Source organism: Prolixibacter sp. SD074 (assembly GCF_009617895.1).
Lineage (GTDB): Bacteria > Bacteroidota > Bacteroidia > Bacteroidales > Prolixibacteraceae > Prolixibacter.
On the sequence record NZ_BLAW01000001.1, the window covers coordinates 1627550 to 1646935 of the forward strand.

Below are 19386 nucleotides of genomic sequence, written 5' to 3' on the forward strand. Positions count from 1 at the left end.
GGATTATTTACGTGATTCGATTACTGCTTTTTGTGTTAAAAATTCTGAGAGGTTATTCAGGTATTGATTTTCGGCTGACAGGTAGTCATCGAATACATTCAGATAGCCATCAAGGCTGAGTAAACCCTGTTCGTATTTTTTCCTTGCCAGTTTGAGATTATCATGAGAAAGACGATACGTATCGCTTCCGGCCAGGGCAATACTCATCGAGGAATTGTATTTCGAGTATAACGTACTATCGTTAATTGCCGATTTCCGGATCTCTTCCTGATAGGTCGTCATGGCCACTTGCTTATCGATTTTAGCCGCAGCATAACGTGACCTGCTGGAGAACCCGGTAAAAACCGGAATAGAGATGCTAACCCCGATATAATTATTGGGTTGCCAATTGGCAGAAGAAAAAGAGAAAGACAGATTATCCTGAAACTGGTATTTCCCAAAGTATCCGTTTATCCCGATTTTGGGTACGAACGCCGCTTTTGCCTTTTTGGCTTCATAGGCAGACATTTCGCTTTGGAGCCTGAAGTTTTCCAGAAAACGTTGATTCGGAAGCATCTCAGGTTCCGGACCAGTCTGTGAAATTCCCGGTAGGTTACCGCTCAATTCTAATGGTTGAGAAGCATTCAACCCAAGCAATATCTTCAGGTTATTAAAATACTCATCGCGATATTGTTTCGACGATTCCAACTTTTGCTGCACCGTGTTCCGGTTGATCTGAGCTTTATTCACAGCCAATGCATCAACAGTACCCTGTTTGAAGCGATCTTGCGTAAGCCAGAGCAATGTGTCAGCAGTTGCCAAATCGGACCCGCCAATTTCCACAGCCCGTTTAGCGGTTAGCGCTGCAAAGTAAAACTGGGCTATTTGCTTCTTCAGGTTCTGTTCGAAATATGATTTTCCGGCCGTCTTCAGCTCAAGGTTCACCTTCGCAATTTTCGACTGGTAAATAGCCTGCCAGTCGAGAGGTGAATAATTCACGCTTATACCGGCCGAGTAGTTATATTTCTTGCCGAATTTCAGGAAAACGGTTTTGCCGGGCTGTCCCACGATCTCACCGGGAACCGGAGTCTCAGCGATATCGATATTATCCTGCCCGTTTATGCCGGCCGTAATTTTCGGATAAAGAAAACTGTTGGCCTCCCGTTTATTCTTGCCGGCCTGGTCGATCTGCATCTGCTGAATCAGGTTATCGGCATTGTGCGATAATGCGTAGTTCCACACATCATACAATGAACCAAAAGTTTCCTGTGCACTCAGGTGGCCACTCAAACATCCCAGGGCCAGTGCTATGATGATAGACTTTTTCATGGCCCTACCCGGGTCCAAATTTTAGTATCCGTAAAAAGTCCCCTTTTGACGGTCAATTTCAACTCGTTATCGGAAATCACCTTAACCGAGCAATCAGCATATACACCTCGCTTAGGAGCGTATATCGTACCTCCGTTCCATTCGTCACCCGCCCCGGTAAGGCCGGTAATCAGGTTCAGGCCCAGAATAGGCCGGCCCCTTTTCTCCGGATCAGGATTATTCCGATCCCGTTTCGGATGTCCCTGCGGATCATCAGGAGCTGATAGCCAGACGATTTTAGCCGAATAACTGTTGCTGGTTTGATAGAATTCGATTCTGATATTTTGTAAATAATTGGTCCATATACCAGCCAGTTGGTCCCGGGGTTCGTTTGCCTGAGTAGTAAAGGCAAATCCAAGTACGAAAACAGATAGAATAAATTGCTTCATAACCTTTGTACTAATATTAAAATAGTCCGCTCCGGGGGACCAATGACTCCAGTGGGTTACCCGGAGCGGACATGAAAACGATAGCACAAAGATGCAGTCAGATTTTCCCGTTTAAAACGGAAAATCAGGTGAACTGAACAAACAGAAGGGTGAATTGAACCGGCTCAGGCTTGCTCCATCCAACGCATGAAAGGAGATACTTTGAGCCGGCTTACAATTAGCTTTTCGCCAAAAGGGAAAGGCGGCCGAATAACCATCTTACGGTTGAAGTAGGGTTGAATTTTCTGAACGGCCCGGCGACTGATTAACACTTGCCGGTTGATACGGTAAAACTGTTCGGGATCGAGGCTGCTTTCGAGTTCTTCTAAGGTTTTGAAGATTGCATGTTTTTGCTGATCGAAACGGTAGGCATAAACCACCTCGTTTTCGAGGATGAATAATGCAATATCTTCTATAGCAACCGGAATATAACTTTCGCGGTAGCGGATAAGAATCGAAGTTTTGTAGCTTTTCTTTTCCGTGAAAACGTTTTTGAGTGTGTTGAGCATCTCAGTACCATTGCCGAAAGCATTTTTGAGTTTCTCTACTTTAGCAAAAGCAGCCCGGATATCTTCCTCTTTCACCGGTTTCAGAATGTATTCGATGCCATTCGACTTGAATGCCTGAAGCGTGTATTGGTCGAAGGCTGTACAAAAGATGACAGGACAGGCCACTTCAACACGCGAAAAAATTTCGAAGCTTATCCCATCGGCCAACTGGATATCCATGAAGATTAATTCCGGTTGGTTTTCCGGTAAGGATAACCATGCTATGGCCTGCTCAATACTCTGAAGCACGCCCATCACCTGTGCTGCCGGATACACATCACCAATTATTTCACTCAACACATCAGCAGCCTGTGGCTCATCTTCAATAATCAACACCTTCATGTATTCAGTAATTTAAGTTTCACACGGAATATTTCATCGTCGGTATAAATAAAAACTCCATCGGGATAGCCCAGTAATCTATACCGCTGCACCAGGTTCTCCAATCCGTAGCCGGAATGCTCTTCACTGGTTATCTTCGGCTGCAGTTTGTTTTCTACCGTAATGGTTTCGGGAAGCGTACTGAATAATTTTATTTCAAGTGGTTTATCCGGCGATATCATATTATGTTTGATCCCGTTCTCGATAAGGAGCTGCAGACTGAATGTCGGTATCTTCAAACTCATCAATTGCCCTGGCAGATCGATGGAAATGGCCAGCCTCTCACCAAAACGGGCTGAAAGCATGAAAACATAGTCGTTTACAAACTCAAGCTCTTCTTCCAGGGTAACCAAATCCTTTTGCCGTTTATCCAGCAACTGACGGTAAATCTCCGAGAGCGTCATAACAAACTGCTCCGACTTTGGGTCGCCCGAGCGAACCATGGAACGAAGCGTAGATAGTGAGTTGAAAAGGAAATGTGGATTCACCTGTTGGCGCAGAATTTCAAACTGCGAGCGCAGATTCTCCATTTTCAGCATTTGATTTTGCATGGAGATCTCCTGTGCGCGGGCGCTGGAATTCAATGCATATTGGATAATGTAAATCAAACCAATGCTTACTGCTCCCTTCAGCGTTATCAGCCACAGGGCAAAATGATTCTTCAAAGGAACATTACCGGTCTCTTTTAGGATATATATTCCGGAGAGAAGAAAAAGCGAAAGAAGCAGAAGATTACTGCCAATGATAATCAATATTTCCCGAATCCGGGAATGAACGGTTTTTGCTTCGGTAAAGTAAAAAGTCAAAAAAGCATTCACATACCATGCAACCAGCAGAAACAGGAAGGTAACCGGCAAAGTCAGTAAAAGCCGGTTAAAATTCAGGTCATTTTGCTGTTGGCTGTTGATAATAATATTAAACGTAGGAAGAAATGCTGCAAACAGTATGGCAATTCGAAGGTTAGCTATTTTAATGGTACGGTTGATTTTCATGTTCCCGGTTCAATGTTCTGAGATAAACGTAATAATCTTTACTGAAAGCAACCCGTCATTTCTGCATACAATGATATATCTATGATATAAAAAACCGGCGATATATAATACCGCCGGCTACCCTTCATCTCTCAGAATTGATTGAGATACACTGCCCTCCGCACGATTCTTCTGGCACGGGAAACATAAACTTTCCGGTCACAATAACCATCCCCATAATCAATGGTGACCGGTTCGTCTTTCCCAGTCCATGTGATTTCCATCACTCCCTCCAGAATATTTTCACAGGAGCGCGCCACTTTCAACGGCTCCGTAATCGTGTAGGAATAGGAACGTCCAACAGAAGAAGAAACCTCACCGGAACCGGTAAGCAGGAAAACATCATCAACGAGAGCAGGCGTATCGATTCCCTCAATCTGCTGACGAGTACCTGTTTTGGTCTTGCTAATGACTACCCCATTGGCTGTTGTTAAGTCAAAATTGGTTGTTTCGGTATATTCCGGTGCATCTTTTGTTCCGGTATTCTCAACCGATTTACTTCCCGAGATAGAAAATCCTTCCACCGTATAGTTGTTAAAAGCTACGGTATACGACGCCCCGGGGTTCCTGAGCGTATCAGTAATCGTAATCACGATGGAACCCGAACGGGTCAAACCAGTCATACTGACACAGCTGTCACCATAATCAACAGTTATCGTACGAGGAAACGTTCCGTCGTTCGGACTAACTGTTAACGTAAAACAATCGGTACTATCAGTCGACGCAGATTTTAGGCTACTCCCCTGCTGTTCGGATGAGGCAATCGCCTCGTTCACGTCGGCATCAACCGCCTCGTCAATCATATCAGTCGAAGCACTTTCGTTAACCAAATCGACAGTTTCGGCACTTAGCTCTTCATCTGCCGGAGCATTGTCATTGTTGTTGCAAGCGCTCAATGCGACGATACTCAACAACATCGTAAAAGCCATTACATAATTTTTCATTGTTTTCATTATATATGAATTTATTGGTGAGAAAATTGATCTTCTTTCATTTGTTTCAGGATAATCTCCAGTCGCGAAATCCATTGTTGCCGTAGGGTATCGGCTTCTTTTAGCTGGTACTCTGTCAAAATAGATTTCAACTCATCTTTTCGTTTCTGATTCAGCGTTACCAACTCCTTGTTCAACACGGGAACCTCTTCGCCTTTTTCCAAATAAGGCTGAATCATTTGTGCATATTTCAGGTTAACCCGGTAAGCGTTCTCGCTTTGTTTATCATCCAGATTCAACCGGTTCTGCATCACCATCGTGAGCATGTTTGCCCGTGTTTCGGGACTGCGTTGAAAGAATTTTGGAAAACTCACTTTTGTTCCGGGACTAAATCCACTGAAAGCCAGGACCATCATCACGGCAACCAGACTCCATACTACCAAAATACTTTTTGCTTTCATCGATTGTCTTTTTATCGTTTATTTACTCCTTCCGGAGATAGTTTTACTGATTGTTTTGTTCGAACTCTTTAGCTCGCTCCCGAGCCATCTTCCTGAGTTCGCTTTTCTTTTCCTGGTACAAATCGAATTGTTCTTTTGTTAATACCTGTTTCAGTCGCTTATCTTTATCATCAGCTATATCCCTGGCTTTCTTTAACTTGTCAAGTTTTCCCTGAATTGTTTTCACTTCTTCCATTTTCTGAGCATATTCAAGATTCAGTTCCGATACCTTCTCCAACTGCTCGTTAGTTAGCCGAAGATTATCCTTCATCCAGTCGTTTTGTATTTGAGCCCGTTGCCCCGGGGTATAAGTCGTACCGCTGAACTGGGCAAAAGCGCCAATTGAACTGGTCAAAAAAAGCATACTCATTAGAATTATTCTTTTCATTACTGTCATTGATTTTTAAATTCATGGCCAATATATACCTGTCTGTTCAGTCGTTAAAATCTTTTCATCCAACAACCAGCTGCATTCAACCAACGTCATTTTCAATCAACCAAAATCCAGACAGGCTATTATAAAATCCGTGGACGATGAGGATAAAGCGCTTATTTGAAATATCGGGTAAACGAAATGGATATCTGATCATTCCGGGCGCCTTTTAGATACATGTAGGCGTCTGTATTTTTCAGTACATCTTTAAAGCCATACGAGTATTTAATGCTGAGTTTGCTAAAGGGAAAATTAAAGGCAACACCACCAACAAGGCCCAGATCGTATTTTTCAAAATCTCCGTAGCTTAATTCCCCGTATCCGTATGCATTTGGGGTTGTTACATTGAAAGTAGCGTCGAGTAATGTGCTGCCGTAGCCCCCAAAAAGAAAATGGCTAAAACTATTTTTTTCATTGGTTAGAACTGGTACCTTATTGTTATTTCATCGAACAACCATTTGAGTTTTACCAACTACCTCCCGGCTCAATTTTCTACCAATTGACGAATTTTGTCATTGGTTGAAGAATTTAAGTGGTTCGTTTAAGCGGTTCATGCATAAACCTTTATTTTCGTATCATTGTGAAATGAAGAAGTCGCTTGTACATAGCATTATTTGGCTGGTGATAACCTATTTCCTGTTTATGTCATTCTCGCTTTTCCTACCGTTGGGATTGGCATTAGGGCGTACCATCAAAGCGGTGGTTTTGATGGTCGGGTTATTCTACATTGCCGGTTGGGGATTAACAACTCAATTATTAATTCAGCGTAAACACCCTGTTTGGTTCGTCATTTCAGCATTCCTACTCATTTTCTTTTTCTCTGTTTTGCGCTCCCGGATACTCGACTCTTTCCCTGGTCCGTTTATCAATGCTTTTCGCCTGGCACCTGAAACGTATATCATAAGGCCGCGCTTACTACAAGGGACAATTATTCGCAATGGGCATGCTCCATTTATTGCAAGCTTTCTTCTCAATAGTGCGATTCTCATCTTCGCTACACTGCTAAGGCTCTACGAACACAAAGACCAAAAGGAACAGGAAAGTAGGGAGGAACTGCAACACAGCCAGGAAGCCCAGATTCTTTATTTGAAATCCCAGGTCAACCCTCACTTTCTGTTCAATACCCTGAACAACCTCTACGGGCTCACTTATTCCAAATCGGATTTAGCGCCGCAGATGGTTTTGGGACTATCGGATACCATGCGATATATGATTTATGAAACCGAACAGAAACTGGTACCCGTGGAAAAAGAACTCGATTTCATTCACAACTACCTCGACCTGGAAAAAATGCGCCTTTCGCACCCCGAAAATATCCGCACATCCATCCACATCAGTCATCCGCGTTCTTTTATTCCACCGTTAATGCTGCTGCCGTTCATTGAGAACTGCTTTAAGCATGGAGCAATTGGCAAGGAAGACGATGGATGGATTGAGTTGGATATATGGGACGAAGACGAACAGTTTTATTTTGTGTGCAAGAATAATTTTCAAACGGAAAAACCGGGGCAACCAATCCCTCAGGGCAAAACCTCCGGGCTTGGATTGAGTAACGTCAAAAAGAGGTTAGCTCTTATTTTTGGAGACCAATATGAACTTCGAATCATAAAACAGACAGACGAATTCCTGGTTTCCCTGCAATTTCCGGTATTCTCAAAGAAAGACGAATTATGATGTCCCGAATTAAATGCATCGTCATAGATGACGAACCTATCGCCCGTCAATACCTGAGCGATTATGTGGCCAAAATGCCGCAGCTGGAATTAGTTGCAACATTCAGTAAAGCAATGGATGCATATGAATTAATAGAGAATGAAGAAGCCGGCATCGTATTTATTGACATTCAGATGCCGGGTATCACGGGAATTGAGTTCATCCGCACCCTGCAAAAAAAGCCAGCCACCATTTTTACCACGGCCTATTCGGAATATGCCCTGGAAGGATATGACCTCGATGTCGTCGACTATTTGTTGAAACCTATCTCCTTCGAGCGATTTGTAAGAGCTGTGAATAAGGCCATCGACAGAATTGTTACTCCGGAAAATAAAAAGATTTCTGCTGATACAGAAGAAAATACCAGCGCCACAATACCTCGTGATTTCATCTTCGTCAAATCCGGATATAAATCCGAAAAAGTGAACATCAGCGATATTATGTATGTGGAAGGCATGAAGGAATACGTGGTGATACACACTCGAGATAAAAAATACACAAAGTTGGACCGCATGAAAAATATTGAAAACTTACTGAATGGACAAGGCTTCATTCGTATCCACAAATCATATATTGTGTCCATTAAAAATATCAATGCGGTTTTCGGAAATACCATTGAAGTACAAGGCATCAAACTTCCCTTAGGACGAAGCTTCAAAGAAAACGTTGAAACCACACTGGGAATGAACGAATAAGTTTCCTGACAAAGAAATTGACACGGTTGTCAAAGTTTTTGATAAACCCCGCCATTCCACAACACATTCTATCTAATTATTAATTACAACCCGTTGGCAAAGCTGGAAAGCGGCCACACGAAACCCGGTAGAAAGTTTGAGGTATGAATAAACCAGAGAGCTCATTTTACTCCCTTTTTTTAGCTCAGTGGGTTTAATCCCCAGCTACTTGCAGCGGGGAGATTCATTATATTTTTCTATAACTGCCAGTCGTTGTTGTTTTTGGCTTTGTTTTTCACCGGTACCGTTCCCAGATGCCCGGCGAAGTTGCGAACCAATTCTTTCACCGAACCGTCTTCCTTCAACCCGAAGCGGCTGATACTGGTGTTTTTCGGTGTATCCCATTGGTAGTAAGAATCAGGGTCGAGGTTGTGCAGCACCGTCCAGAAAGCACGGATTAAACCTCCGTGGCTCATGGCAAAAACCTTTTGTCCTTCATTCTTTTCCTTTATCAGCTTAATGAAGGCTTCTGCACGCACAATCAAATCTTCCGAGGTTTCGGCTCCTTCCGGTAAATCCATCCCATCCCAGTTATTCGGAAACGGCTTTCCCTGCCATCCCGCAAGGTAACGTTCGCGTAAAAGCGGTTCAGGAATAATCTCTTCCCCGGGGTGAAACCGGAGTACTTCTTCCGTCGTCTTCATTGTCCGTCGCAGGTCGCTGGAATAGATCACATCGAATTCTTCATTCTTTAAATATCCAGCTAAAGCTTTAGCCTGCATCATTCCGTCTTCGCTAAGTGTCCCGGGGGTTTGTCCCTGGCAAATGCCCTGCACATTCTCAACCGTCTCTCCATGTCTAATCAGCCAAAAATCAATCATCCCTTCTCCTTTTTTAGCCAACAAAAATCAGTCCGCGGTTACTTCCGGTAATACTGCGGCCGCCTTGGGGCGTTACCACGAAAGTATTCTCCGTTCCCACCATACCAACTCCTTCGATACCTTTCTTCGGTTCAACGGCAAAAACCATATTCTCCACCAACGGGGCCTTAAAACCTTTTGCCAGCACGGGATATTCGTCTACCGTTAAGCCGACTCCGTGCCCCAGAAACTTCACCTGCCGGGTTCCGAAGCCCATAAAGTTCCGTTTAAATTCCGGAGTTAAATTATTCATGATGGTTTCATAAATATTCTCGGGAATGGCGCCCGGCTTTAACATTTCGGCCACCCGATCGTGTATGTCGGCACACTGCTGATGAATAGCTATCACTTCTTTGGGTAACCGTTCTCCGAACATGTACGTCATGGTTTTGTCGGAATGGTATCCGTTTATTCCGAATCCCATATCAATAAATACCAGGTCGCCTTTCTTCAGTTTCCGGTCACGGTTTCCGAAGCTGGTCACAGCAGCATTCAGTCCGCGGTTTCCTCCCGGTCCGTCGAAGTTGGTCGGGTACAAGGAATTTTCGCCAAACGACAATTGGGCAACCGCCACATCGGTATCGTGCATGGCGAAACGGGCGATTCCCTGGTGCCCTTCCTTCACCATTACCTCGTAGAGCTCAGCAGCCAGGTCGGTCTCGGCCATTCCTTCGCGCAGTATTTCCGGTACGATATCTTCCAGTACCTTCCGGTGATATGTTCCGGCCTGTTCGATAAAATGCAGTTCCCACTGACTCTTTACCGATCGGGCCTGCGCAATCTGAAAATCAATCGATTGGTACGAACTGCACCGAAAATGCTTTTGAAAACGCTGATACATGGCCAAAGGCACAAACTCGGTTTCGAGGTGCACTTCGCCGGGCAACTGCGAATACGCCTGCGCGGCATCGCGATAGCTGTTCATGGGTTCAATAACCGGAAATTCCGATTCACCGAGGGTCCGTTCATATCCCTTTCGCGCCCATAACGTAGCATCCTTGCCACGCTCGATGACCAACATACCTTCCGGCATGGAACCGGTGAAATACAAGAGGTTTATTTTACTAAAGACGACAGCCATTCCCCAACCAGGATGTTGTTGATCCATGATTTGACGAAACGTCTTCATCCGTGCATTCAGTTCCGAAATGGGTGTTTTTTCGTTCATAAAAAATTGCTTTAAACAACAAAAATAAGGGATTGACGCCAAAAGAAAGGATGAAAGCCCGACCAATTGCCCAACGTTAATTTTGTGTGAACTTCCTTTTCCCGGGCCAGGGCGCCCAATAACGGTTACTGTCAGCCGTTGCGCCGGAAAATCATTGCTGCGCTTTCAGCTGTTCGAGCACCTCACGGTAGTGTTGCATATCTTTGTTATCCGGTTCTGCCAGACGGTAAATCATAAGTATTTTCTCCAGGTGAGGAATATCTTCCTGCCCGGCCAGCTGTTTGGCGTATGAATAACAAACAATTCCCAGGAAACCGCCCAGCCGCTTGTAAGCCATGCGCCGCATCGTATTGGGTTCCGTAGCCATTTTCCCATGCAAAGCCGAAATCTCCTTCTTCCACCAGTTTTCATCCTTCGAAAACAGGGACTGAAGATATACCTGTCGCCGGTTAAACTCGAACTGCAAACTGGCAGTTAACTGCGATAGTTGTTCCTGGTAAGCAGGTTTGTTGGTCAGTTCATTCGTCAAGACACTAAAAGAACCAACTTTCTCAAATGCTCCCACCGAAGCCATGTTGCGACTTGTGCAAGCAGCCTGCAGCAACTCTCCCGCCCCGGCCAACGAATCGATTCGTGTCTGTTGCCCTTTCACAAATGTGGCAATCTCCTGCTTCGAAGCCTCCTTGTTCGACGAAGCTGACAATCGGAACCAGCCAAACACACTGGTTAACCTGCGTTTTGCCGGCCAGGCATGCGAAGCCTCGGTGAGTACGATATGAACATGGGAAGGCGTGTTCTCCGGTTTCAGAATGTACTGAACCATTTCCGGAAAATTAAAATCGTCCATCCCAATGAGGCCCGTAACCGGGCAATGGATGGCAGCCAATTGATCGGGACTGGCAAAAGCACCACAGGCCATTACCCCGTCAACCGGATGATTCGCCGCATACCCCAACATCATTCGCGCCCCTCCGGAGAAACCAGCCAGGTAAATTTGCTTTCCTACCGGGAAACGCTTTTGAACATCAGCAATGATTTCATTCAGCTCGGACAAGTAGTTTGGGCCATCATTTGTAATGAGATTAGAGGCGACCAGCACCGCCGGATATACTGAAGCCGCTTCTTTCAAATGCTCCATCGCCGTTTGCCCCGAGCCATGTGGATCGATGGCTACCAGCAACGGCAGCCGGGTGTCCGCTGACCGGTGGGCAGGGACATACACCTCGTAGGTATGTTTAGGGTTCGACCGGCACGAATCGGTTCCCTCAACTGCCGCTACCGGTTTGCTGCTTTTATGGGTTGACTGGCAGGCAAAAGTAAACCCAGAAAGGGTAAATGCTAAAAATAACTGGACAACAGAAACTGGACGCATAATTCTCATCATGAATTTTTCGATGGATAAAGGTAATCATATAGGCAGGAATCCAAATTATCAGCAATCCTTGCAGGAAGTAGTCAAAGACATTTTCATAAAAACCTACCGGAAAATTACATACTTCATCCCTACACTTTATCAAACAGGCACTTAGGTTTTGGAATTTTAATCCTGATTATTTTATAAATTAGCAATTATAATCAAAGTATAATAACTAAACCTTTCTATCAAAACCATGGCACTTCAATACAAAGTCATCTCTACCATTAAGCGTGGACAAGCTGAGGCTAACGAAAGAATCTGGTCCCCAAAGCTAACCGGTTCCCGTAAAATCAACCTTCGACAAGTCGCCGAGATATTGACACAACGCTCGACTGCATCGGAAGCCGACGTTCATCTGGTATTAATGGGACTGGTGGATCTACTGCCCGAGTTATTGCTCGACGGCAATACAGTAAAAATCGATGAATTCGGTTCCTTTCGGTTGCATGCAAAAGTAACCACTGAAGGCACTCCCGACAAAGTCACATCGCGCAACATACGCGATTTACGAATCAGCTTTCTTCCTGATAAGCGAATAAAAACGGCTCTAAAACGCGCGGTTTTCAAGAAGAAAAGAGAATAAGTCACCGTTTCCGGCTACGGGAGAAAATTCGTACGCCCATTAAAATGAAAACGATGCCGGCCAGCCACAACACGACCACATTATCAGTGATGGACTGTCCTCCGGAAAAGAAAATGTAAAACCCGAGTACAGCCAGCAGGCCGCCAATGGTAAAATTGACTATGGCATAATTCTTCGAACTCCGCGGAACATAAATCCAGTGGGGGTACGTTCCGCCGGTAAAATAGCCGTCCACATACATCTTGCTAATCCATTCGAGGTGCTGGTCGATGTAACTTCCTGTTTCAGTTTGCTTGTCCATTTTACTGATTTGCCACGGTTCGGCAGGCATATTCCGGAAAGCTGCATAGTTGGGTGATAACTTTTGCAATGCTCCCAGGCTTTCGTCGGAAGCAATCAAATCCTCCCACTTTACATTCCGCACAAAGTCGCTTTCGCTGCGGATAGCATCGCGGCCCAGCAGGAACAGTTCACCCCGGGGCGTACGATAGGCAAAGGTGACCGGTTTCTTCTCTTGCGCCACATGATACGTGGTAATAAAGGGCGATATGGAACGCATGATTTTCATCGCAGCTTTTTTGGGTTCTCTCACCAACTGCTACGAGTCGGGACGACTGAAAGGTTTCAGGTTATACCTTAAAAAACTACGAAAGAGAACTTTTCCAAAGAGTTTCAAACTCAAGAACCGGCTGGGTTTGGTCGCCCACTGCCGGTATTTGTTTCGGCCCACACGACGATAACAGCAACAGGGCCAGCAGATAAAAGAGGTTTCTCTTCATATGAATCAACAGTTGTTTGGTTTTATGATAATATTGAGTCTGCTCCGAAAAGTCTGAGTTCATTGATTTTCAACTTCTTTACCCCTGATCCCTAAAGGGGAACTCGCTGAAAATCAATGAATTCTTCAAGGTCCCCTTCAGGGGTCCGATACTTCGGAATAGGGGTTTTTGACTTTTCGGAGTGGACTCATTACAATTCAAAATCGAGTTTCCGTACCAGTTCGATGCCTTCCGGAGTGACTTCGGCCTGCATGGGAATAATCTCTACGCCTTGGCGGTATGCTTCACGAAGTGCTTTGCCATATTCCGGGTCGATATCATCGGCCGGGCCAAACCTATCGACATCCACGCGCTGAATGATGTAGAGCATTACGGCGCGCATTCCCTGTTTCTTCACCTCCATCAGTGTGTTCAAATGCTTGCGCCCGCGGGTGGTCACAGCATCCGGGAAAAGGGCATCGCTTCCTTCCTTCATGGTCACATTCTTCACTTCGATGAAACAGGTTTCCCCCTCTTTCTGCGCCATCACATCGAAACGGCTGTCGCCAAATTTTACCTCCCGTTTCACGGTATCGTACCCGCTCAATTCCGGAATCCGGTTATCACGGACCGCTTCAAAGGCAATTTTGTTGGGATTATTGGTATTAATACCCACCCAGCCACCGTTAATCTTTATCATTTCCCAGGTAAATTTCGTCCTCCTTTTCGGATCGTTCACCGGAGTCAGGTACACCTCGGCCCCATCTTCCAGGCAACTTTTCATCGTCCCTGAATTGGTACAATGCACCGTCACTTCAGTACCATCATCTAGTTCTACATCAGCCAGAAATCGTTTATACCGTTTGATTAAACGACCGTGAACCAGTTCTTCTTCAATTCTCATAGGCTATTGTTTTATTTCATCGATCATCATTTACCCCGACTTCTTTTCGTAATGATATGTTCAAAACTAAACAATACCTTGCCCTACACGGAAAACTTTATAAAGTTTGTACCCTCGCGCAAACACAGGTTGATGAAAAATTCACCTCATTTGCGAAGATTTTATTAATCAAAATGTTATTTTGTTGTAGGAAGACTGTTTTAAATCAGTAGAATGCCGTAACTTGAAGATGTGTCATAAATTAAATCCAACCTTTTTTGATAGCATGCTTTACCCCCAGATAACAGAAAAACGAATGAGGCTTCATCCGGTTACATTGCTGTTTACAGGTCAGAAAGAGACAGAATCCAAATTTAGGAAACAGTATTTCAGCGAGTCCATACCGCAATTCAGGTTTACGTTTCTCCTATTGACGATTCTGTATGCCGGGTTCAGCATTGTAGACTACCTGTATATTCCCAATCGCTTAACAACGTTCCTTTTCATCAGGTTTGGCATTGTCCTACCCCTGATGGCCGGCACGTTGTTTCTTTCCTATTCTCAATATTTCGAAAGAATATGGCAGGTTTTATTGGCCCTTTGTTACATTGTTGCCGGAGCCGGGATTAGTTATATGCTTATTCTCGAGCCGGAAAACTTCACTTATTACGGAGGTTTGATGCTGGTATTTTCGGCTGGATATTTTTTCATACGGCTCCGATTTTTGTATGCGTCGATTGCCGGCTGGATTACCTTGATTTTATTCGTCACAGGTAAAGTAATAGCCCAGCAAACCTTCTCCGAATTGTTGGTCATATCCTTCTTCTTCTTCACGGCCATGAACCTGATTGGAATGTTCGGCTCCTATTATCTTGAATATTATGCCAGACGTAATTTTTACCAGCATTTACAACGTCAGCAACAACAAAATCTGCTCAACGAAACTTTCCGGAACCGTGAAAACGAAATCGAGCAACGGACACTGGAACTCAAACAAAAAAATAACCGGTTGATGCATGAGCTGGCACGCGGCAGAATTATCGAACATGAGTTAATCCGTGTAAAGGAAAAGGCAGAAGAGTCGGATCGATTAAAAACAGCCTTCCTGACCAATCTAAGCCACGAGCTCCGGACACCGCTTAACTCCATTATCGGCTTTGCTTACCTGTTATCGAACGATGATATAGAACCAGAAGAGAGAACCGAATATCAACGCATTATCCACCAGCAGAGCGATTACATGCTCAGTCAGATTAATGATATCGTTGAGATTTCGAAGATTGAGAGTGGAAACTACGAGCTTGACTTCATTAAATGCAGCATACCAGATATCTGCGGTGATGTACTCGATGTAATGAAGAAACAGTTGTTACCTGAAGTTAATCTTGTTATTGATGAAAAATCTGGGAAACAGTATATTCCACCAATAAAAACCGATTGTGAGCGACTTACTCAAATACTGAAGCAGCTGGTATCGAACGCAATAAAATACACCCAGCAAGGAGAAATCAGGATTGGTTACGGCCTGAATTCGCGGGAACGCTTGTTGGAATTTTATGTCAGCGACACAGGTATTGGGATTTCAGAAGAGAACCGGCAGAAGATATTCAAACGTTTCACCAAACTCGATCCGTTTGCCCAGGGAACCGGACTGGGACTCTCGATATGCAAAGCGCTTGTTGAACAAATGGGTGGCAACATCGATCTGGAATCCAGTCCCGGAAATGGAACGACTTTCCGGTTTAATATTCCTTATGCGCCGGTTGAAACTACTGTAAGTTAGCTACGCTCCACATTTAACCAGACGCCAAATTGTGCATCTTCCGAAGGAGGAACCATCGGCAGAATGCCTTCAGCTATTTTCCCGTCGGTCACTTTGACAGGAAACCGGGACATTTGTGCCTCGATATCCTGACTAAACCGACCAAGTTTATCAAAGGTTATCTCCCATCGTCCGTCACTTTCAGGAGAAATCATCTCACGCAACTCCAGTGTTAAAGCTCCCATGTTGTAACGAGAATTGATTTCCAGACAGGGATGTAATCGAAGCTTATTACCTGCATCGCGGTAAAGCAACAAATCGACTCCCAGCCAACCGTGATACATATGTGAAAAGATACTTTCGGAAAGCACGCTTTGTAATAACTGCCTGACAACCGGCACGTAATCCGTTAAAAAGCTTTTTTCATCGGCAGAAAGGCCCGGTGATAATTCACGGATATAATTTCCCTGGTAGCGTCCGGCAGCATCAGTTAAAAACGAGGATAGTCCCCGATAAACGACTTCCCCCTTAGCCTCCGAATAAAATTGCAGGGACAAATTGGCTACGTTATTCAGCCAGGGTTCCACCATTACATAGCCTTGTCGCTTCAAAAATCCGGAAATAACCTGTCGGCTTGATTGATTAAACTCATTTGCTCCCAGCATTTGAATTCCCCGTCCGGAAGCGCTCCAGGGGGACTTCACCACCAACCTTCCCCACTTACTCTGCAAGCGTGTTATTTCCTCTAATTGTGAGCATAAAACAGGGCTTTCATCCAGTGGCAACAACCAATCGTTCTCTCCTGCTGTTCTCAATACTTCCGTTAAAACTCCTGCGGCAGTTTTCCGGCTGTAAACCTCTCGGAGAGATTCTGTCCATTGAGCTATCGGTGAGCTTTTGAATTCATCGGAACAAGATTCTTTAAGAGGGTTCAACCTTCGGTGGATAGACGGGCCCCACCCCCATGGACACAAAAATCCCTTTGGTTGCTGACAAAACGCGAGATCACTAAGTGCTTCATCTTCCTTCATAAACGCTGGGAGCTTCTTTCCTGCTTTTTGCCAAAGAGTTAGAAACGATTCCGAAGGAACTTTGTGAACCAACACAATATCAGTCTCCTTCGCAAAAAACATCGGCATGGTGCCCAAATCTTTTTCAAATTGAAGCAGTCTTTTCGGCGGCATATAGTTGGGATCGCCATTGGCAATGGCCAGTTCATTGGTCGGATTAAAAAGGTATACATCGGAAAACATGGAACAAAAGTACCGCAAAGAAACAAACGAATAGCGCCAAAGGGACAAAAATCCCTAACTTGGCAGCGTAAATGAACATCAATTCAGCAAAATGTCACAATGATACTCCGCTGTCCATCTTGCTGACATATTTCAACGAATATTGGAAGTTCTAAAAAATATAATGAGATGAAAACACTTCGCTTTTTGATCTGTCACCATCCCTTCGCTTCCGGTGATGAACCGGCAGAATTTGTACTGCACAACGCCCATCCCCGTTTTCTGGCCAAAGCGGAAGCGCTTGATTTTGAAGAGTTGGAAACCCGACCGGATAAACCTTTCGGCGATGTTCTCTATATCAATGGTGAAGGGGACATGGAAATTTACCGGCTGACAGTGACCGAATTTTATGACCGGGCGGACGATGACGACATTCTCCAGGTGTTGCTACAGGGCGGACACGATTTTTACGTTAGTTACCTCGACCAGGTGGCAGAAGATGAAGGTGAAAAGCCGGGATATCCGGTTAAAGACTTCAATAAAGACCTGCCAGGACTGAAGATTCTTCAGGCTTCTGACACATTCACCCTGGTTTACAATGGTCTTGTAGCTGATTTTAAAAGCGAAGAAGAGCTGGATGAGTTTCTTGAGCAGGATTTAGAAATCACACAATCGATGCTCGACCAGGGAATCATCAACAAATTTGAATAAAATCAGAAATTTTTTTGGCCCCGGCATTTCAACCGAATGCCGGGTTTATTTTGCCTTGATAATCATTCTTCCCCCCCTTCTCATTCGTATTTTTGCTATAAAAAATTAAAACTTACTCGCTTAAGTCCTCATTTTTCAACTGTCGGAAATCTTACATTAATATTAAATATCCTATTATTTCATTACATTTTGTCATGTGTTTGGCGGTATTATAAAGAAATATGTATATTTACAGCAACAAAAGCTTTCAAAAAGAGTTATCATAGATATCAGATAAACGAATTATTATGTGTGGAATTGTCGGTGTATTTGACCTGAAAGTAGAATCGCAGCAGCTGCGGCCCCAGGTTTTGGAAATGTCCAAAAAGATTCGCCATCGCGGTCCGGATTGGTCCGGCATTTTTTGCGAGGACAAAGCCATTTTGGCTCACGAAAGATTATCCATTGTCGATCCTTCATCCGGAGGACAACCGTTGTACAGTAAAGATGGTAATTTGGTACTGGCTGTCAATGGCGAGATATATAACCACCAGGGAATTCGTGACCGATACGAAGACTCTTATGATTTCCTCACCAAATCGGATTGTGAAGTAATTCTTCCGCTCTATCGCGAAAAGGGAAAAGATTTTCTGGAAGAATTAAACGGAATTTTTGCTTTTGCACTTTATGATAAAGAAAAAGATGAATACCTGATTGCCCGCGACCACATCGGTATTATCCCGTTGTATATGGGCTGGGATTCATATGGTAACTTTTACGTTGCGTCCGAATTGAAATCACTGGAAGGTGCCTGCAACAAGATTGAAGAATTTCTGCCCGGCCATTACTGGTCAAGTACCGAAGGTGAAATGAAGCGTTGGTATAAACGTGAGTGGATGGAATACGATAATGTGAAGGACAATCCGGCATCCATCGACGAGTTACGCGATGCTTTGGAAGCAGCTGTTCACCGTCAACTGATGTCCGATGTACCTTACGGCGTGCTGCTATCCGGGGGCCTCGATTCATCGGTTATTTCCGCTATCGCGAAGAAATATGCCGCCCACCGGGTTGAAACAGAAGATAAAAAGGATGCCTGGTGGCCTCAACTGCACTCATTTGCCATCGGTCTGGAAGGTTCACCCGACTTGGCCGCGGCGCAAAAAGTGGCTGACCACATTGGTACCGTTCACCATGAAGTTCACTTCACCATACAGGAAGGACTAGATGCGGTAAAAGATGTGATTTACCATCTCGAAACATACGATGTAACCACAGTTCGCGCATCCACACCGATGTACCTGTTGTCACGGGTCATCAAATCGATGGGCGTGAAAATGGTACTTTCAGGCGAAGGTGCCGATGAAATTTTCGGTGGTTACCTCTACTTCCATAAAGCACCCGATGCTAAATCTTTCCACGAAGAAACCATCAGGAAGTTAAGCAAACTGCACTTGTACGACTGCCTAAGGGCAAACAAATCGTTAGCAGCCTGGGGTGTTGAAGGGCGCGTTCCTTTCCTCGACAAAGAGTTTTTGGATGTAGCTATGCGCATGAATCCGGAAGCCAAAATGGCCAAAGATGGAAAAATGGAAAAATGGGTAGTACGTAAAGCATTTGAAGATTATTTGCCCGACAGTGTTGTTTGGCGCCAAAAAGAGCAATTCTCTGATGGTGTAGGATATAGCTGGATTGATACGTTAAAATCTATGGCAGCAGAACAAGTCTCAGACGAGCAGTTGGACAACGCCAAATTTCGTTTTCCGGTAAATCCGCCCATGTCGAAAGAAGAATATTTTTACCGGGCCATTTTCAGTGAGCATTTCCCTTCTGACCAGGCAGCTGCCTGCGTTCCATCGGTACCGTCAATCGCCTGCAGTACGGCTGAAGCATTGGCTTGGGATGAGTCATTCCGCAACAGTGCCGATCCAAGTGGACGAGCAGTAAAAAATGTTCATCAGCAGGCCTATAAATGATGAAAAGCTA

General features: G+C 44.6%; 20 protein-coding genes. 6 read left to right on the top strand and 14 right to left on the bottom strand.

All coding sequences use genetic code 11. From position 1 onward, the window contains the following. Nucleotides 1–3 precede the first annotated feature (3 nt). The 7 genes from GJU82_RS07185 to GJU82_RS07215 form a co-directional block, all read right to left on the bottom strand. The gene (locus GJU82_RS07185) at nucleotides 4–1308 is read right to left on the bottom strand and encodes a TolC family protein (protein WP_153631526.1); all 1305 of its coding nucleotides are present in this window, start codon (nucleotides 1306–1308) and stop codon (nucleotides 4–6) included. Further along, complete coding sequence (locus GJU82_RS07190; RefSeq protein WP_153631527.1) at nucleotides 1305–1736, bottom strand: DUF2147 domain-containing protein; 432 nt, start codon at nucleotides 1734–1736, stop codon at nucleotides 1305–1307. The genes GJU82_RS07185 and GJU82_RS07190 overlap by 4 nt, the downstream gene beginning before the upstream one ends. Nucleotides 1737–1900: 164 nt before the next feature. After that, entirely contained in the window at nucleotides 1901–2665 is a 765-nt protein-coding gene (locus GJU82_RS07195; protein ID WP_153631528.1) for a LytTR family DNA-binding domain-containing protein, read from the bottom strand. Continuing rightward, nucleotides 2662–3696: a sensor histidine kinase gene (locus tag GJU82_RS07200; protein ID WP_153631529.1), complete on the bottom strand. Its 1035-nt coding sequence runs from the start codon at nucleotides 3694–3696 to the stop codon at nucleotides 2662–2664. Before GJU82_RS07200 ends, GJU82_RS07195 begins: the two co-directional genes overlap by 4 nt. Nucleotides 3697–3827: 131 nt before the next feature. Next, nucleotides 3828–4688: a hypothetical protein gene (locus tag GJU82_RS07205; RefSeq protein ID WP_153631530.1), complete on the bottom strand. Its 861-nt coding sequence runs from the start codon at nucleotides 4686–4688 to the stop codon at nucleotides 3828–3830. 11 nt (nucleotides 4689–4699) lie between these two features. After that, nucleotides 4700–5128 carry a hypothetical protein gene (locus GJU82_RS07210; protein ID WP_153631531.1) on the bottom strand — a complete coding sequence of 143 codons (429 nt, stop codon included), beginning with the start codon at nucleotides 5126–5128 and terminating at the stop codon, nucleotides 4700–4702. Nucleotides 5129–5171: 43 nt separating this feature from the next. Then, nucleotides 5172–5555 carry a hypothetical protein gene (locus tag GJU82_RS07215; RefSeq protein WP_153631532.1) on the bottom strand — a complete coding sequence of 128 codons (384 nt, stop codon included), beginning with the start codon at nucleotides 5553–5555 and terminating at the stop codon, nucleotides 5172–5174. 630 nt (nucleotides 5556–6185) lie between these two features. Between GJU82_RS07215 and GJU82_RS07220 the strand changes: the two genes are divergently transcribed. Both GJU82_RS07220 and GJU82_RS07225 read left to right on the top strand, forming a co-directional pair. Then, the gene (locus tag GJU82_RS07220; protein WP_194830993.1) at nucleotides 6186–7274 is read left to right on the top strand and encodes a sensor histidine kinase; all 1089 of its coding nucleotides are present in this window, start codon (nucleotides 6186–6188) and stop codon (nucleotides 7272–7274) included. Next, nucleotides 7271–8008: a LytTR family DNA-binding domain-containing protein gene (locus GJU82_RS07225; protein WP_153631534.1), complete on the top strand. Its 738-nt coding sequence runs from the start codon at nucleotides 7271–7273 to the stop codon at nucleotides 8006–8008. The genes GJU82_RS07220 and GJU82_RS07225 overlap by 4 nt, the downstream gene beginning before the upstream one ends. Before the next feature lie 236 nt (nucleotides 8009–8244). Here GJU82_RS07225 and GJU82_RS07230 read toward each other — a convergent pair whose 3' ends face one another. The 3 genes from GJU82_RS07230 to GJU82_RS07240 all read right to left on the bottom strand — a co-directional run bounded on the left by GJU82_RS07230 (nucleotide 8245) and on the right by GJU82_RS07240 (nucleotide 11459). Then, on the bottom strand, nucleotides 8245–8868 hold the full coding sequence (locus GJU82_RS07230) for a histidine phosphatase family protein (protein WP_153631535.1): 624 nt from the start codon (nucleotides 8866–8868) through the stop codon (nucleotides 8245–8247). Between the two features lie 13 nt (nucleotides 8869–8881). Beyond that, nucleotides 8882–10075, bottom strand: coding sequence for a Xaa-Pro peptidase family protein (locus GJU82_RS07235; protein WP_153631536.1), 1194 nt, complete (start codon nucleotides 10073–10075; stop codon nucleotides 8882–8884). Between the two features lie 151 nt (nucleotides 10076–10226). Continuing rightward, entirely contained in the window at nucleotides 10227–11459 is a 1233-nt protein-coding gene (locus GJU82_RS07240) for a hypothetical protein (protein WP_153631537.1), read from the bottom strand. 226 nt (nucleotides 11460–11685) lie between these two features. Here GJU82_RS07240 and GJU82_RS07245 point away from each other — a divergent pair, with 226 nt between their 5' ends. Beyond that, nucleotides 11686–12075, top strand: coding sequence for an HU family DNA-binding protein (locus tag GJU82_RS07245; protein WP_153631538.1), 390 nt, complete (start codon nucleotides 11686–11688; stop codon nucleotides 12073–12075). A gap of 1 nt (nucleotide 12076) precedes the next feature. Here GJU82_RS07245 and GJU82_RS07250 read toward each other — a convergent pair whose 3' ends face one another. The 3 genes from GJU82_RS07250 to sfsA all read right to left on the bottom strand — a co-directional run bounded on the left by GJU82_RS07250 (nucleotide 12077) and on the right by sfsA (nucleotide 13737). Then, nucleotides 12077–12643: a hypothetical protein gene (locus GJU82_RS07250; protein WP_153631539.1), complete on the bottom strand. Its 567-nt coding sequence runs from the start codon at nucleotides 12641–12643 to the stop codon at nucleotides 12077–12079. 76 nt (nucleotides 12644–12719) lie between these two features. Continuing rightward, complete coding sequence (locus GJU82_RS17165; protein ID WP_194830994.1) at nucleotides 12720–12854, bottom strand: lipoprotein; 135 nt, start codon at nucleotides 12852–12854, stop codon at nucleotides 12720–12722. Nucleotides 12855–13044: 190 nt separating this feature from the next. Next, nucleotides 13045–13737, bottom strand: a complete 693-nt coding sequence (gene sfsA, locus GJU82_RS07255) for a DNA/RNA nuclease SfsA (RefSeq protein ID WP_153631540.1) — start codon at nucleotides 13735–13737, stop codon at nucleotides 13045–13047. 295 nt (nucleotides 13738–14032) lie between these two features. Here sfsA and GJU82_RS07260 point away from each other — a divergent pair, with 295 nt between their 5' ends. Continuing rightward, complete coding sequence (locus tag GJU82_RS07260; protein WP_194830995.1) at nucleotides 14033–15499, top strand: sensor histidine kinase KdpD; 1467 nt, start codon at nucleotides 14033–14035, stop codon at nucleotides 15497–15499. On the opposite strand, the gene GJU82_RS07265 is transcribed toward GJU82_RS07260, so the two are convergent. After that, entirely contained in the window at nucleotides 15496–16731 is a 1236-nt protein-coding gene (locus tag GJU82_RS07265; protein WP_153631542.1) for a hypothetical protein, read from the bottom strand. The two genes, GJU82_RS07260 and GJU82_RS07265, sit on opposite strands and share 4 nt — an antisense overlap. 168 nt (nucleotides 16732–16899) lie before the next feature. On the opposite strand from GJU82_RS07265, the gene GJU82_RS07270 reads away from it, so the two are divergent. Both GJU82_RS07270 and asnB read left to right on the top strand, forming a co-directional pair. Further along, on the top strand, nucleotides 16900–17421 hold the full coding sequence (locus GJU82_RS07270) for a hypothetical protein (RefSeq protein WP_153631543.1): 522 nt from the start codon (nucleotides 16900–16902) through the stop codon (nucleotides 17419–17421). 287 nt (nucleotides 17422–17708) lie between these two features. After that, nucleotides 17709–19376, top strand: coding sequence for an asparagine synthase B (gene asnB, locus GJU82_RS07275; protein WP_153631544.1), 1668 nt, complete (start codon nucleotides 17709–17711; stop codon nucleotides 19374–19376). Nucleotides 19377–19386: the final 10 nt, after the last annotated feature.